The organism is Kocuria sp. SL71, from assembly GCF_026672465.1.
Classification (GTDB): Bacteria; Actinomycetota; Actinomycetes; order Actinomycetales; family Micrococcaceae; genus Kocuria; species Kocuria palustris.
In genome coordinates this window covers 1,854,088-1,869,243 of record NZ_JAPPRE010000001.1, presented here as the reverse complement: position 1 = coordinate 1,869,243, position 15,156 = coordinate 1,854,088, and the positions used below count along the sequence as shown (strand labels likewise).

The following is a 15,156-nucleotide window of genomic DNA, read 5'->3' as shown; positions in this document are numbered from 1 at the left end:
CTGCGCTGGGCTCACTTGCCCAGCGAGTCCACGATCTGGACCATGACCGTCTGATCGGCCAGGGTCGAGACGTCGCCGACCGGGCGATCCTCGGCGACATCCTTGAGCAGACGGCGCATGATCTTGCCGGAGCGCGTCTTGGGCAGCTCGGGGACGATCAGCACGCGCTTGGGCTTGGCGATCGGGGAGATCTCCTTGCCCACGTGCGCCCGCAGCTCCTCGGACAGCTCGTCCTTGGGCCGGTTCTCGTCCACGGCGTCGTCGGTGAGGATCGCGAAGGCGACCACGGCCTGCCCGGTCGTCTCATCCGCGGCGCCCACCACGGCGGCCTCGGCCACCGACGTGTGCGACACCAGCGCGGACTCGATCTCCGAGGTCGACAGGCGGTGCCCGGAGACGTTCATGACGTCGTCCACGCGGCCCAGGACCCAGATGTCGCCGTCCTCGTCGAAGCGGGCGCCGTCGCCAGCGAAGTACATGCCCTCGAAGCGCGACCAGTAGGTGTCGATGAAGCGCTGGTCATCGCCCCAGATGGTGCGCATCATGGACGGCCACGGCTCGCGCACCACGAGGAAGCCCTGCTCGCCCTTGCCGACGCTCGCGCCCGACTCATCGACCACGTCCAGGCTGATGCCCGGCAGCGGGGTCTGCGCCGAGCCCGGCTTGGCCACGGTGACGCCCGGCAGCGGCGTCATCATGTGCGCGCCGGTCTCGGTCTGCCACCAGGTGTCCACGATCGGGCAGCGGCCGCCGCCGATGTGCTCGTGGAACCAGGCCCAGGCCTCCGGATTGATGGCCTCGCCCACGGTGCCCAGCAGGCGCAGCGAGGAGAGGTCGTACTCGGCCGGGATGTCCTCGCCCCACTTCATCATGGTGCGGATCGCGGTCGGCGAGGTGTACAGCGTGGTCACGCCGTACTTCTGCACGATCTCCCAGAAGCGGCCGCGGTGCGGCGAGTCCGGGGTGCCCTCGTAGATGACCTGGGTAGCGCCCATGACCAGCGGACCGTAGGCCACGTAGGAGTGCCCCGTGACCCAGCCGACGTCGGCGGTGCACCAGAAGACGTCGGTCTCCGGCTTGAGGTCGAAGGTCGCCTTCATGGAGAACGCGCCCTGGGTCAGGTAGCCCCCGGTCGTGTGCAGCACGCCCTTGGGCTTTCCGGTGGTGCCCGAGGTGTAGAGGATGAACAGCGGGTCCTCCGCGCTCATGGCCTCCGGCTCGTGCTCGGCGGACTGGTCGTCGACCAGGTCGTGCCACCAGTGGTCGCGGCCCTCGGTCCACTCGACGTCCTCGCCGTTGCGCTTGACCACCAGCACGTTCTCGACGGTGGGGGCGCCCTTGGACAGGGCCTCGTCGACGACCGGCTTGATCTTCGAGGGCTTGCCGCGGCGGTAGGAGCCGTCCACGGTGATCACGAGCTTGGCCTCGCCGTCCTCCATGCGCGAGCGCACGGCGTCGGCGGAGAAGCCGCCGAAGACCACCGAGTGGATCGCGCCGATCCGGGCGCAGGCCAGCATGGAGATCACGGCCTCCGGGACCATGGGCATGTAGATGCCCACGCGATCTCCCTTGGCGATGCCCAGCGAGAGCAGCGCGTTGGCGGCCTTGGAGACCTCGTCCTTGAGCTCGGCGTAGGTGTAGGTGCGCTCGTCACCGGGCTCGCCCTCGAAGAGCAGGGCCGTGCGGTCGCCGTTGCCGGCTTCCACGTGCCGGTCGACGGCGTTGTAGGCGGCGTTGAGGGTGCCGTCGGCGAACCACTTGGCGAACGGCGGGTTCGACCAGTCCAGGGTCTCGGTGAAGTCCTGGGACCAGCTCAGCAGCTCGCGGGCCTGCTGAGCCCAGAACTCCGGCCCCTCTGCGGCTGCACGGTCGTAGACCTCTGCGCCGAAGTTCGCCTGAGCCGCGAACTCCTCTGACGGGGCGAAGGTCGGCTTCTGCTGCTGATCGGTCATCTGCTGCATCTCCAGTCCGGTGTGCGGTGTGTCACTGTCGTCTGCCTCGAGAGTAGTTCACCCTTCGAGCCACCTCCAATGCGGGCGGGCCGCACGCGGCGGAGGGCGTCGTGGGCCCCGCGTAGCATCGGGGCCATGACCCAGCCCGAGCCCACTGCGGACCCAGCCCAGCCCAGCGCGGGGCCGGTCAGCGACCTCAGCGCCGAGCACGGGCAGCACCCGCTGCACCGCCGTCAGGGCGGGCCGGTGCCGGATCACGTGCGGATCGTTGATCCGGCCAAGGCCCGCGCCGGTGCGGCCCGCCGTGCGCGCACGGGCAGGGCGGAGACCCCGCTGGCGCTCAAGCGCCGCGCTCGCCGGATCAACCAGGAGCTCGGACGGGCCTATCCGTATGCGGTGGCCGAGCTGGACTTCGACAGCCCCTGGCAGCTGCTCGTGGCCACTGTGCTCTCCGCGCAGACCACCGACGTCCGCGTCAACGCGACCACCCCGGCGCTGTTCGAGCGCTGGCCGGATCCGCGCGGGCTGGCAGAGGCCGAGCGCACGGAGGTCGAGGAGATGCTGCGGCCCCTGGGCTTCTACCGCTCCAAGGCCCGCTCCGCGCAGGGGCTGGCCCAGGCGATCGAGGACGAGCACGACGGACAGGTGCCGGGCCGGCTCGAGGACCTCGTGAAGCTGCCGGGGGTCGGGCGCAAGACCGCCAACGTGGTGCTCGGCAACGCGTTCGACGTCCCCGGCATCACGGTGGACACGCACTTCGGCCGACTGGCCCGCCGCTTCGGCTGGACCGGTCAGGAGGATCCGGTCAAGGTCGAGCACGAGGTGGGGGCGCTGTTCGAGCCCGAGGACTGGACGGATCTCTCGCACCGGCTCGTCTACCACGGCCGCCGGATCTGCCATGCCAAGCGCCCTGCCTGCGGAGTCTGCCCGGTGGCGGATCTGTGCCCCTCCTACGGGTTGGGCCCGGTCGAGCAGGAGGCCGCCGCGCAGCTGCTGGCCTACGAGTTCAAGCCCGGGCGCGAGGACCTGCTCGCCGGGTACATGGAGGGCCGGACGCGCCGCGAGCTGCGCGCGGCCGGGCACGGGCTGAGCGCATGAGCGCCCGCGAGCAGCTGCTGGGCGCCGTGGCCTCCCTGCGGGAGCAGGGTTCGCTGCGCATCGACGTCCTCAAGCACCGGACCACGCCGCGGGAATCTGCGGTGCTGATCCTCGTGGGCGTGCTCGACGACGTGGCCGCCGAGTCGGACGGGCCCGCCCCGACGGCCCCGGGGCCGATCTGGACCTGCTGCTGACCCAGCGCGCCGCCACCCTGCGCGCGCATCCCGGCCAGGTGGCCTTCCCCGGAGGGCGGCTGGATCCCGAGGACGGTGACCCCGAGGACCCGGACGACGTCCTGCAGCTGCCCGGCGGGCCGGTCGCAGCCGCCTACGTGCGCGCGGCGCTGCGCGAGGCGCAGGAGGAGACGGGGCTGGATCCGTCCGGGATCGAGATCCTGGGCGCACTGCCCAAGGCGCCGGTGCCGGTCTCCGGGCACGACGTCACCCCGGTCGTCGGCTGGTGGACGCGGCCCTCGGCCGTGGACGTGGTGGATCACGCGGAGTCATCGCTCGTCTTCCGGGTTCCGGTGCTGGATCTGGTGGATCCTGACCGCCGCCACACCGCCGAGGTCACGCGCGAGGGGGCGAACCGGCCCACGCTGCGCCACCGCTCGCCGGCCTTCCGCGTGCCCCGGCAGATCACTGACCCGGTGGGCGGCGCGGACGAGGTGGTCGTGTGGGGCTTCACCGGGATCCTGCTGGACCGGGTGCTCGAGGCAGCCGGTTGGGCTCGCCCCTGGCCGAAGGACGACGTCCGTCCCGCGCCGCTGGGCTGAGCGGGACCGTCGTCACTTGGCCTGGTCGTAGCTCTCCACGACCGCCACGGTCACCGGGAACTCGACCGGCACCCGGCCGAAGACGATCCCGGTGGCCTGCTCGGCGCACTCGCGCACCAGATCGGCCACCTCCTCGGCGTGCTCGGCGGAGGAGTCCACCATGATCTCGTCGTGCAGGAAGAAGACCAGGGCGGCGTCCAGGCCGCGGCGATGCAGCTGCGCGCGCACGCAGCCCATCCAGGCCATGGCCCATTCGGCCGCTGAGCCCTGGACCACGAAGTTTCGCGTGAACCGCCCCTGCGACCTGCGCAGCTGGGCTGCGCGGCGCTCGTCCTCGGCGCTGGCCGTGCGGGCCACGGCCTCCTGCCAGCGCTGATCGGGCTGCGGCGACCAGCGCCCGAGCCAGGTGCAGACCTGGGAGCCGTCCTCGCCCACGCGGGCGGCGTGCTCCACGAAGGCCACGGCCTGCGGGAACAGCCGGGCAAGCTGGGGCATGAGCCTGCCGGGCTCGCCGCTCGTGGCTCCGTACATGGCGCCGAGCAGAGCGACCTTGGCGTGATCGCGCTGGGTGAGTCCCGTCCCGGAGTCCCGGCCGCGCTCGGCGATCGAGAGGTAGAGGTCGCGACCGCGAGAGGCATTGGCCAGGGCGTCGTCGCGGGCGAGCACGGCCAGGACGCGGGGCTCGAGCTGGGCGGCGTCGGCGACCACCAGTCGACGATCCGGGCCCGGCCGCACGGCCGAGCGGATCACCTTGGGGATCTGCAGGGCCCCGCCGCCGCGTGCGGCCCAGCGCCCGGTGACCACGCCGCCCACCATGTACTCGGCGCGGAAGCGGTCATCGCGCACCCAGGATTCGAGCCACTGCCAGCCGCTGGCCGTGAGCAGCCGGGAGAGCTTCTTGTACTCCAGCACGGGGGCGACCAGCTGCTCGCGGCGCTCGCGCTCCCCGGGTGAGGAGACCGGTGCGGCCTGGACCCAGCCGGTGAGCTCCCACTGGCTCGTGGAGCTGACGTTGAGCCCCGCACCGCGCAGCGCCCGCAGCAGGGACTGGGGGGAATCCGGGTTCAGCTCGGCGGCGCCCAGCACCCGGCGGACCCGCTGGACGGCCTCCTCCATGCGGGCCGGACGATGTCCGAGCGCGGGCTGCGGGCCCAGCGCCTCGATGAGCAGGCGGCGATGGACCTCTGCGTCCCAGGGGATCCCGATCCGGTGCATGTCCGCGGCCAGCAGCGCCCCGGCGGATTCGAGCCCGCAGAGCAGACGCAGCTTCCCGGGGGAGCGGGAGCCCTCGATCGCGGCCAGCTGGGCGCGCAGCTCCTCGATGACTGCAGAGAGCCGCTCGGCGCCCCCCGCGTCCGAGTCCGGGGCAGCCATGCCTTCCGGGGCATCGTCGAAGAGGCCCATCTGGCCCTCGCCGGGACCGTTCCACACGGAGCGCGGCGGGGGCTCGGGGGCGATCCCCGGGTGCTCGTGGGCCGGCAGAGGCTCGAGCACCGGCGAGTAGTCCACCCGTGCGGCCGGTGCGCTCGCCGCGTTGGAGAGGATCGCCGAGACCAGTCGGAGGTCGTGCAGGTGCGGCAGCGGCACGGCCGGATCCGCGGCCAGCAGCCCGGGCAGGATCAGCGGCGAGCGCTCGAGGACCCAGCGCGGGCTGCGGCCGGTCTCCGTCCGGCACCGGGCGTCCTGGTCGTGGACGAAGGCGGCGAGCCCCGTGGAGTCCAGCTGCTGCGGGGCGCTGAGGGGCCGGGTGAGGTCGTCGAGGACCTGCGCCCAGTGGACGGCCGAGGTTCTCGCGCCTGCGAGCCCTGTGGTCGCGGCGCGCGGATCCGGGGCGGTCACGACGATCAGCACTTCGGCATTCTCGCCGTCGGCACCGACAGCACAGGCGCCCCTGACCCCCGCCCGTGCGCGAGAGCCTCCACAGGCCATGCATCGGCGGCAGCGCCCCGCCAGGGCGTGCTCGCATCCGCGACTGCCGTCCCGAGGGGGCCGCCGGCGGCGCATCGTTCGGGGCATGACAGCACAGCACCTGCCCCAGGAGCCGCGGATCGAGCGGCGGCGACGCCCCCGGGCGGCGCGCCGCCGCCCTCGACCTGACGGCGCGAGCGGACCGCGAGGCCGAGCGGCAGACGGATCTCGACGCGGTCGTCGCGGACCGGGAGCTCGAGCGAGCGGGCTCGCTGCCCGGGCTGCCTCAGGCCGCGGGTGATCCGGTGATCAGTGCGAGCGCCGCAGTGCCGCCTCCGGCATCCGCGCTGCGTGCGACGGCCGAGCCGACGGCTGCGGACCCCCGCGCGGTCGCTGCGCCCGGGGCGGAGAGGGCTCCTTCGGGCCTCGTGCTCGAGGGGCCCGGTCGGCGCGTGGTGCTGATCAGCGCGGACGCCGGCCTGGTCCAGGAGATGACCGCGGTCTGCGCTGCCGCCGAGGCGCGCCTGAGCCGCGCTCGCGGGCTCGAGCCCGGACAGCTGGAGGAGGCGGCGGAATCGGCCGAGCTGATCCTGCTGGATGCCCGCAGCCTTCGCGCCGCCGAGGTGCGCTCAGGGACGCTGCCGGCTCCGGCGGTGCTGCTGGGGACGGCCGAGGACGAGGACCTGTGGGAGCTGGCCTCCCGCGTGGGCGAGTGCACCATGGCCGTGCTGCCGGCGGCCGAGCCGTGGCTGGCCGACCGGCTGGCGGATGTGCACGCGGACTCGGCACGCATGAGCGCAGGGGTGCTGGGCGTCATGGGCGCTGCGGGAGGAGCGGGCGCCTCGACCCTGTCCTGCTGGCTGGCGGCCTCGGCGGCTCAGGAGCACGACGTCGTGCTGGTGGACGGCGACCCCGACAGCTGCGGCATCGATCTGCTGCTGGGCACCGAGCTGCTCGGCGGGCTGCGCTGGCCGGATCTGGTGGGATCCCACGGGGCGCTGAGCTCGCAGCGGCTGTGGGAGGTGCTGCCGGACATCGAGGGCCTGGAGTCGCTCCGGTGGCTGTCCTGGGATCGTCGCGAGCCCGTGCAGGCGCCGGTGCCCGAGGTGCTGCGCACGCTGCGCCGTGCGTGCGACGTGGTCGTGCTCGACCTCGGCCGAGGCACCGAACGATCGTTCGGGATGGCCGGTCAGTGCGATGCCGTGCTGGTGGTCGTGCCGCGCACCCTCCGGGGGATGATCTGCGCCCTCCGTGTCGGACAGGGCCTCGGCGGGATCCCCGTCGAGTACGTCCTGGCCGGACCGGCCATCTCCGATGTCTCCGCCGACGGCGCCGCCGAGCACCTGGGCGTCCGTCCACTGGGGGCGCTGCCCTTCGATGCGCGGGTCGCGGAGGCCTGCGAGGTCCGCGATCTGCTGCCCCGCGGGCGCAGGCGACGCCACGCCGAGACGGCGGCTGCCCTGTGGGAGCAGCTCGATGAGCTGCACGGCCTGCTGGCCGAGGACGTCGCCTCCGCGGCCGGCACTGGATGGGGGCGGCGGGCATGAGCGCCCAGACGACGATGCCGTCGAGCCTCCGCGGCACGAGTGGCGCAGACCTGGACCCGCAGCTGCTGCACGAGGTCCGCGAGGCGCTGCTCAGCGACGGCGGCAGCGTGGACGACGAGCGGATCGCCCGTGCCGTGCGCGAGTCCGGCCATGCCCTCAGCGCCGCAGGGACCCTGCACGCCGTGCGCAGGATCCGCGCCGAGCTGACCGGGCTGGGCGCCCTGCAGGCCATGCTGCCCGCCGAGGGGCTCACCGACGTGTGGATCAACGGCCACCGCGAGGTCTGGTGGGAGGCCGGTGCCGGGCCCGTGCGGGTCGAGTCCCCCTTCCGCAGCGAGGAGGAGGTGCGCGCACTGGCCGTGCGCCTGATCGCCTCGGCCGGGCGGCGTCTGGACGACGCCCACCCCTGCGCCGACGTCCAGACCGACGACGGCATCCGCGTCCATGCGGTGCTGCCACCGATCTCCACGGGAGGCACGCTGCTGTCTGTGCGCTTCCGGCACCGCGCCGTGCTCAGCGTGAACGACCTGGTGGCCTCCGGGACCCTGCGCCCCGAGATCCTGGAGCTGCTGCTGACCGCCACAGCCGGCGGGGCGAACCTGCTGGTCACCGGCTCGACCGGATCCGGCAAGACCACGGTGCTCAACGCGCTGCTGTCGGCATGCCCCGTCGGCGAGCGGATCGTGCTGATCGAGGATGCCGCCGAGCTGCGCCCCGAGCACCCGCACGTGATCGGCATGCAGTCCCGGCATGCGAACGTCGAGGGCGCCGGCGCGGTGGATCTGGTCGAGCTGGTGCGGCAGTCGCTGCGCATGCGCCCGGACCGGATCGTGATCGGGGAGTGCCGCGGGGCCGAGGTCCGGGAGCTGCTCACCGCGCTGAACACGGGGCACAGCGGGGCGGGGACCGTCCACGCGAACTCCGCCGATGCCGTGCCGGCTCGCCTGGCAGCGCTCGGAGCCCTCGGAGGGATGTCCCCGGAGGCGGTGGCCCTGCAGGCCGGCTCGGCCCTGGACCTGGTGATCCACCTGGACCGCGAGGGCGGTCGGCGGATCCTGCGCACCGTCTCGCTTCTGCAGGAGCACCAGGGGGCGCTGCGCATGGTCCCGGCCTTCGAGCAGACGCCGCAGGGTCCATCCTTCGGCCCAGGCTGGTCGGAGTTCGCGGCGCTGGCCGCGCGCAGTCCCGGGCAGGCCGGCTCATGAGCGCGCGTTCGCGGCCATCTGCGCCCTGCTCCTCGGGGCCGCGGTGCTGCTGTGGCTCCCGCGGCAGCTGCCGGCGCACCTCGGTGTCCTCGGGAGCGCCGCAGCTGCTGAACAGGTGCCGGCGGAGGCCACCGGGATCGAGTCCCTGCTTCGGCGGCTGCGCCGACGCGATGCCGCCGCTGAGGCCGGCGAGTGGGTCGATTGGATCCGGCAGCTGGCCGCTCTGGTCAGGGCGGGGCAGACCCCGTCGGCGGTCTTCTCCGTCAGCGCGCAGACCGCCGCCCAGGCGGTAGCGCCCAGCCGGTCGATCCGTGCTCAGGAGCGGATCAGCCGCAGCGTCGCCGCAGCCGCCTCCTCGGACGCGGTCCGGGCGAGACGCTGCGGGCCCAGGCGGCCGCTGCGGGCCGAGGCCGCAGCCGGCTCGAGCGCACACGGGTCTCCGTGCTGCGGGATCTGGCCCGGTGCTGGGAGGTCTCCGAGCGCACCGGAGCGCCTCTGGCCTCGCTGCTGGAGGGCGTGGCCGAAGCCGCGGAGGCCGACCTGGATGCCGATGCCGCCCGCGAGACCGCCCTGGCGGGGGCCAAGGCCACCGTGCGGATCCTGTCCTGGCTGCCGGTGCTCGCCCTGGGGCTCGGGATGCTGATCGGCGCCGACCCGGTGCGCACGCTGCTGACCACACCCTGGGGCATCACCGCCGGCGTGCTCGGTGCGGTCCTGACGATCCTCGGGCGGGTGTGGACCCGCCGGATGGTCCACCAGGCAGAGGCCGCCTCCGGGCACCGGGCAGCGCCTGCTGCGGCACAGGGGAGGCGGCGGCCATGACCGATCCTCAGACCCTGCGCGGCGCGGCGCTGATCGCGTTCCTGGTCCTGGGAGCGCTGATCGTCTCGGGGATCGCGCCGCTGCCCGGCAGGAGCCGTCCCTCGAGCGGGTTGCCCGGCGCCTCGAGGGCCGCTGCGGCGGCCGAGGCGGAGGCGCCCGTCGGGACCGAGGCTGCCGCAGGCGTCTCCGCCGGGGTCCTGATCGAGCTCGTCGCCTCGATGCTCGAGTCGGGCGTCCCGGTCTCCAGGGCCCTGGAGGTGCTGGCCGGCACGGACTCCGGAGCCGTCGGGCAGGCGCTTCGCTGCGTGGCCACCGCACTCGGGCTGGGGCTGTCGTGGCAGCAGGCCTGGTCGGCAGCCGGGGAGGTTCCGCCCCAGGTCCAGGACCTGCGCTCGGCGCTGACCTTCGCGGCCGTCTCCGGGGCGCCGTCGGCCTCAGGCCCTGCGGGCGGCCTCCGCACAGGTCCGGCGCTCGGAGCACCGCCGGGCGGAGGCGGCGGCCGAGCGGCTGTCCGTGCACCTCATGGTCCCGCTGGGGCTGTGCTCCCTGCCGGCCTTCGTGTGCTGGGGCATCGTCCCGGTGCTCATCGGGCTCGTGCCCGACCTGCTCGGATGAGCGACGCCGTCGCAGCCGCGGCGGCCCATGAGCCCCGGTCGGACGACCGTCCGCCCGGTCCAGGAGCCCCTTCCCGGGGCCCGAATGAGAGAGAGGGACATCATGTCCGTCATCACCCGCACCACCGCCCCCGCCTCGCTCGAGCCGTCGGAGGAGATCGTCACCGCCCTGCAGCCGTCCGGGACCGTCGAGCCCGGTCGAGAGCTCAGCGCACAGGATCCGGACCTCGGCGCCTCCACGGTGGAGTACGCCATCATCCTCTTGGCCGCCGCCGCCTTCGGAGGCGTCATGGCGGCGGTCCTCGCCTCCGATGCCGTCTCCGACCTGCTGCTCAAGATCGTCGAGAAGGCGCTCGCCATCTGATAGCCGGGAGGATCCGCGCTCTCCGCGCGCGGATCCTCCCGGCCCTGGCCCGGTCGGCCCGGTGCCGCGCGCACCGGGCCGACCGACGACGACCGGAACGAGAGGACATCGCCATGAACAGCATCCGCGCAGCGCTCGCCCGCCGCACACGGCCACGGCACCGCCACAGCAGCAGCGCCCGGGACGAGGGCGCCGTGACCGTCGAGACCGCCATCGTCCTGCCCTCGATCGTCCTGCTGCTGGCCGTGCTCCTTGCCTGCGGCGGCGCGGCCATGCTGCAGGTGCGCGCCGAGGAGGCGGCGGGAGCCGCCGCCCGCGTGATGGCCCGCGGGGAATCCGCCGCCGACGCCCAGCGGGAGGCCGAGGCCATCGCCGGCGACGACGCCGTGGTCTCCGTGCAGCGCGACGACGACCGGGCCACCGCAGCCGTGCGGCTTCCCGCTCCCGGGGTCCTGGGGCGCTGGGAGTCGCTCGAGGTATCGGCCGAGGCCACGACGTTCAGCGAGGAGGTGATCGTCGATGTGGGCTGAGGGCGGCGGGCTCGACCCCGGGATCCTGGGCGACGATCCCGACGGATCCGCGTGGGATCGGCGGCATCATCCCGACCTCGGTGCGGGGACGGTCTTCGGACTGATCCTCGCCCTGGTCGCCGTCTTCCTGATCATCGCGGCGCTGGGAGTGGGGCAGGCCGCGATCCTGACCCATCGCGCCGGCAACGCCGCCGACCTCTCGGCGCTGGCCGCCGCCGACACCGCCCGCGGTCTGCGGATCGGGCAGCCCTGCGAGGTCGCCGCCGAGCTGGCCGAGCTCAACGGCGCGGAGGTTCTCGACTGCGCGGTCGTGGGTCCCGAGGCCACCACGGTCGACGTGGAGGTGGGCATCGACCTGCCGCCGTCGCTGTCGGTCTTCGGTCAGGCCCATAGCCGAAGCCGCGCAGGGGCGCCGGAGGACAGCCCCTTCTCATGAGGCGAGCGGGGCGTCCCTGCGCGGGGCAGCCGCCGGGTGTCCTGACAGCTCCGCCTGCAGCTGCCGGCGGTCGTCGCCGTGAAGGCCCTCAGCGCAGCCGGAAGGCTCGGAAGGCCTCGGCGGCCTCCACGCCGAGCTCGCGGCCGGCCTCCGCGGTGACTCCGGTGATCAGCTCGCGCGGGGCCGGGTGGCCCGGCAGATCCGCCAGGTACTCGCGGTGCTGCTCCAGAGAGGCGATCCCGCGCTCCAGAGCCTCTCCGCTGACATCGACGGCATGGGTCGGCTGGTCGGTGCCGGAGACCAGCAGCCAGGTGGTGCCCCACGGCTCGAGCCCCTCCTGCTCGGCGAGCTCGCGGAAGACCCACCGGTTGTCGGCATCGCGCACGGCATCAGCGGCGGCGAGTCCGGCCACGCGGTGATCTGCCATGGACAGCCCCCACGGCACCACGTCAGCCCAGGTCATGGTCACCACCGCATCCGGGCGCACGCGGCGGATGTGCCGGGCGATGTCCCGGCGCAGCTCGAGCGAGGGCTCCAGGTGGCCGTCGGGGTGATCGAGGATCGTCAGGTCCGTGACGCCCACCTCCGCGCAGGCGCGGGCCTGCTCCTGGGCGCGCAGCGGGCCGGTCTCGGCGGGATCGCGCTGCATCCCGGCCTCGCCGCTGGTCAGCAGCAGGTAGGAGACCTCCACACCGCGGGCGACCCAGCTGGCCACGGCGGCAGAGACCCCGTATTCGAGGTCATCGGGATGGGCCACCACGCACAGCACGCGGCGGAGGTCCTCATCGGGCAGCAGCTCCATGGCGCATCCGCTCCTCTTCCAGAATCGATTCGGGCTCCCAGTCTGGCACCGGCAGCGGGGCCAGGTCTCGCGCTCGCAGGGATCGCGGGGCGCAGCGCCGGATCAGTCCTGCGGTTCGGCCACCGGCGCGGCCTTGAGCAGGGCGTCGAGCAGCCGCACCGCCGCCTGCTTGTCCAGCGGCTGATTCCGGTTGCCGCACTTGGGCGACTGGACGCACGACGGGCACCCGGCCTCGCACCCGCAAGCCGTGATGGCGTCCCGGGTGGCCTGCAGCCACCGCCGGGCGACGTCGTAGCCGCGCTCGGCGAATCCCGCGCCGCCGGGGTGGCCGTCGTGCACGAAGATCGTGGGCAGCTCGGTGTCGGCGTGCAGCGCGGTGGACAGCCCACCGACGTCCCACCGGTCGCAGGTGGCCAGCAGCGGCAGGAGCCCGATCATCGCGTGTTCGGCGGCGTGCAGCGCTCCCGGCAGATCCGGCTCCTCGATGCCGGCGGCCGCCAGCTCCGATCCCGGCGCGGTGAACCAGACCCCGCGTGTGCGCAGGTCGGTGGGAGGCAGGTCGAGCGGCTCCTCGCCGAGCACCTCGTTGCCGGGCACGGCCTTGCGCTGGAAGGACACCACCTGCGAGGTCACCTGCACCTGCCCGAAGCGCACGGTCACCGGGCCCCACTGCTGGCTGCGCTCCTCCTCGATCACGGACACGGTGGTGACCTCGCGAGCCGAGGTCCAGAAGTCGGGCTGGGCGCGGGTCACCGAGACCAGGTGATGCTCCAGATCCAGGTCATCGACCAGGTACGACCTGCCCTGGTGGACGTACACGGCCCCGGGATGGGTCTGCTGATGGGCCTGGGACGTGCCGATCGAGCCGAGTAGCTGGCCGGTGTCCGTCTCGATGATCTGCAGGGGCCCGCCGCCGTCGCCGCGGATCGAGACCATGCCCGCCGGGTCCTCTGCATGGGTCCAGAACCAGCCGGTGGGACGACGACGCAGGCGCCCGGCCTGCTCGAGAGCCGCCACGATCGCGGGGGCGCCGGGGCCGAAGAGCTCGAGCTCCTGGGGCCGCAGCGGCGTCTCGGCGGCGGCGGCGCACAGGTGCGGAGCCAGCACGTAGGGGTTGCCGGGGTCGAAGACCGTGGCCTCGAGGGGATCGTCGAACAGCGCCTCGTGATGGTTGACCAGATAGGTGTCCAGAGGGTCCTCGCGGGCGATGAACGCCGCCAGCGCGTCCTGCCCGGCGCGGCCGGCGCGGCCGATCTGCTGGAAGAACGAGCTGCGCGTGCCGGGCCAGCCGGCCACCAGCACGGCGTCGAGCCCGGCGATGTCGATGCCGAGCTCGAGCGCGGACGTCGAGGACAGCCCGAGCAGCCGCCCGTCGCGCAGCTGCTGCTCGATCTCGCGGCGCTCCTCGGGGAGGTAGCCGGAGCGGTAGGCGGCCACGCGGTGGGCCAGGCCGGGCTCGACCTCCTCGAGCTGGCGGTGGGCGATCTGCGCGATCGTCTCCGAGCCGCGGCGCGAGCCCACGAATGCCAGGGTGCGGACTTGGCGCAGCACCAGGTCGGTGAGCATCTCGGCGGCTTCGACCACGGCGCTGCGCCGCACGGGTGCGCCGTTCTCGCCCTCGGCCCCGGACTGCTCGGGCTCCCACAGCACGACCGTGACCGGTCCATGGGGTGAAGTGTCCTCGCGGATCGCGGTGACCTCCTCGCTCGGAGCCCCGATCAGCCGGGCGAACGAGTCCTGCGGCCGCGCCGAGGTGGCCGAGGCGCCGATGAACACGGGAGCGGCGCCGTAGAGCGCGGCGACCCGCTGAAGCCGGCGCAGCACCACGGCCACGTGGGAGCCGAACACGCCGCGGTAGACGTGGGCCTCGTCGACGATCACCCAGCGCAGCCGGCGCAGGAATCGCGACCACTGCTGGTGGTTGGGCAGCACGCCCGCATGGAGCATGTCCGGATTGCACAGCACGGCATCGGCGTGATCGCGGATCCAGCGCCGCTCGGAGACGGGGGTGTCGCCGTCGTAGGTTCTCGCGCGCACGTCCAGGCGGACGCCGTCGGGCCCGCCGCCGCGGCGGATGAGCCCCTCGAGAGCGCTGAGCTGATCGGCGGCCAGGGCCTTGGTGGGGGAGAGGTAGAGCGCGGTGGCCTCGTCGGGGTGCTGGAGCCTGCCCGGTGCCCTGCGCGCGGCCAGCCGCCCGCGGTGCAGATCGGAGAGCACGGGCGCCTGATAGGCCAGCGATTTGCCGGAGGCCGTTCCGGTGGCCACGATGACGTGGCTCTCGCCGGCCGCGCGGATGGCCCGGGCCTGATGGGCGTAGGGCTTGTTGATGCCCATGGCGCCGTAGGCCGCCACCACATCGGGGTGGATCGTCTCCGGCCACGCAGCGGTCTCGGCCTCGCGTCCCGGCAGCTCGCGGACATGGCGCACCTGCTCGGGGTCGGCGCCGCGACCGAGCAGCGGGAGCAGGGGATGGGGCTCGTGCATCCGCGCATTGTCCCACCGCGGCAGGCCGGCGTCAGCGCACCGGTCCGGTGCGCGCACGCCGCGCGCTCGGGGGGGACGACGAGCTCAGCGGGACCCGCGGCAGAAACCCCGGGCAAGTCCTCGCCGCAGTCGGCAGAAGCGGGCCATCATGAGGCCATGGACAAGGACATCCTCCACCCCGACCCCATGCCGGAGCACGACGGGCCACAGGATCAGGCCCCGGCCGAGCCGCTGAGCGACGAGCAGTGCTGGGAGCTGCTGGGCGAGAGCCGCTTCGGACGCCTGGGCACTCGCGATGGCGACGAGATCGAGATCACCCCGGTCAACTTCATCGCGGATGACGGCAAGCTCTACTTCCGCTCGGCCCGCGGCTCCAAGCTGCTGCGCCTGACCCTGTACTCGCAGGTCGCCTTCGAGGTCGATCACGTGGCTGGAGGCCAGGCCTGGTCCGTCATCGTGCGCGGCCATGCCCGCACGCTCACGGACCCGAAGGACCTCGAGCGCTTCGAGCGCCTGGACCTGCGCCCGTGGCTGGACACCGTGAAGCTCGAGGTCGTGGAGATCGCGCCGTACAAGGTCACGGGCCGGCGCTTCAGCCTGCAGGGCTGAGCCGCCCGTC

The 15,156-nt window shown here is 73.5% G+C and carries 14 protein-coding genes and 1 pseudogene; 11 read left to right on the top strand and 4 right to left on the bottom strand.

Going from position 1 to position 15,156, the window contains the following annotated elements:
- Positions 1–11: 11 nt before the first annotated feature.
- Positions 12–1,961: an acetate--CoA ligase gene (gene acs / locus OVA15_RS08430; RefSeq protein WP_061712210.1), complete on the bottom strand. Its 1,950-nt coding sequence runs from the start codon at positions 1,959–1,961 to the stop codon at positions 12–14.
- A gap of 126 nt (positions 1,962–2,087) precedes the next feature.
- Between acs and nth the strand changes: the two genes are divergently transcribed.
- The 3 genes from nth to OVA15_RS08415 are packed head-to-tail and all read left to right on the top strand — an operon-like array spanning position 2,088 to position 3,825.
- The gene (gene nth, locus OVA15_RS08425) at positions 2,088–3,050 is read left to right on the top strand and encodes an endonuclease III (RefSeq protein ID WP_006213792.1); all 963 of its coding nucleotides are present in this window, start codon (positions 2,088–2,090) and stop codon (positions 3,048–3,050) included.
- Entirely contained in the window at positions 3,047–3,244 is a 198-nt protein-coding gene (locus OVA15_RS08420) for a hypothetical protein (RefSeq protein ID WP_268144320.1), read from the top strand. The genes nth and OVA15_RS08420 overlap by 4 nt, the downstream gene beginning before the upstream one ends.
- Before the next feature lie 38 nt (positions 3,245–3,282).
- Positions 3,283–3,825 carry an NUDIX hydrolase gene (locus tag OVA15_RS08415; protein ID WP_268144318.1) on the top strand — a complete coding sequence of 181 codons (543 nt, stop codon included), beginning with the start codon at positions 3,283–3,285 and terminating at the stop codon, positions 3,823–3,825.
- Between the two features lie 12 nt (positions 3,826–3,837).
- On the opposite strand, the gene OVA15_RS08410 is transcribed toward OVA15_RS08415, so the two are convergent.
- Positions 3,838–5,676: a bifunctional 3'-5' exonuclease/DNA polymerase gene (locus OVA15_RS08410; protein ID WP_268144316.1), complete on the bottom strand. Its 1,839-nt coding sequence runs from the start codon at positions 5,674–5,676 to the stop codon at positions 3,838–3,840.
- A 509-nt stretch (positions 5,677–6,185) separates the two neighbouring features.
- On the opposite strand from OVA15_RS08410, the gene ssd reads away from it, so the two are divergent.
- From ssd to OVA15_RS08375, 7 genes and pseudogenes are all read left to right on the top strand, one after another.
- Complete coding sequence (ssd, locus tag OVA15_RS08405) at positions 6,186–7,280, top strand: septum site-determining protein Ssd (RefSeq protein ID WP_268144314.1); 1,095 nt, start codon at positions 6,186–6,188, stop codon at positions 7,278–7,280.
- A complete protein-coding gene (locus OVA15_RS08400; RefSeq protein WP_061712262.1) occupies positions 7,277–8,485 on the top strand; it encodes a TadA family conjugal transfer-associated ATPase in 1,209 nt (402 codons plus the stop codon). Before ssd ends, OVA15_RS08400 begins: the two co-directional genes overlap by 4 nt.
- Positions 8,486–8,926: 441 nt before the next feature.
- Positions 8,927–9,307 carry a type II secretion system F family protein gene (locus OVA15_RS08395; protein WP_268144312.1) on the top strand — a complete coding sequence of 127 codons (381 nt, stop codon included), beginning with the start codon at positions 8,927–8,929 and terminating at the stop codon, positions 9,305–9,307.
- Positions 9,304–9,645 (top strand): annotated as a pseudogene (locus tag OVA15_RS13265) (type II secretion system F family protein); the annotation flags it as partial. The gene OVA15_RS08395 and the pseudogene OVA15_RS13265, both read left to right, overlap by 4 nt.
- Positions 9,646–10,024: 379 nt before the next feature.
- The gene (locus OVA15_RS08385; protein WP_024289846.1) at positions 10,025–10,285 is read left to right on the top strand and encodes a DUF4244 domain-containing protein; all 261 of its coding nucleotides are present in this window, start codon (positions 10,025–10,027) and stop codon (positions 10,283–10,285) included.
- 113 nt (positions 10,286–10,398) lie between these two features.
- Positions 10,399–10,815, top strand: a complete 417-nt coding sequence (locus OVA15_RS08380; protein ID WP_204782204.1) for a TadE family type IV pilus minor pilin — start codon at positions 10,399–10,401, stop codon at positions 10,813–10,815.
- Complete coding sequence (locus tag OVA15_RS08375; RefSeq protein WP_268144309.1) at positions 10,805–11,251, top strand: Rv3654c family TadE-like protein; 447 nt, start codon at positions 10,805–10,807, stop codon at positions 11,249–11,251. The genes OVA15_RS08380 and OVA15_RS08375 overlap by 11 nt, the downstream gene beginning before the upstream one ends.
- Positions 11,252–11,339: 88 nt before the next feature.
- Here the strand turns inward: OVA15_RS08375 and OVA15_RS08370 are convergent, their stop codons facing one another.
- On the bottom strand, positions 11,340–12,053 hold the full coding sequence (locus OVA15_RS08370; RefSeq protein ID WP_268144307.1) for a PIG-L deacetylase family protein: 714 nt from the start codon (positions 12,051–12,053) through the stop codon (positions 11,340–11,342).
- Between the two features lie 102 nt (positions 12,054–12,155).
- Complete coding sequence (locus OVA15_RS08365; protein WP_268144305.1) at positions 12,156–14,537, bottom strand: DEAD/DEAH box helicase; 2,382 nt, start codon at positions 14,535–14,537, stop codon at positions 12,156–12,158.
- Positions 14,538–14,693: 156 nt separating this feature from the next.
- Here OVA15_RS08365 and OVA15_RS08360 point away from each other — a divergent pair, with 156 nt between their 5' ends.
- Positions 14,694–15,146, top strand: coding sequence for a pyridoxamine 5'-phosphate oxidase family protein (locus tag OVA15_RS08360; protein WP_268144303.1), 453 nt, complete (start codon positions 14,694–14,696; stop codon positions 15,144–15,146).
- Positions 15,147–15,156 lie beyond the last annotated feature (10 nt).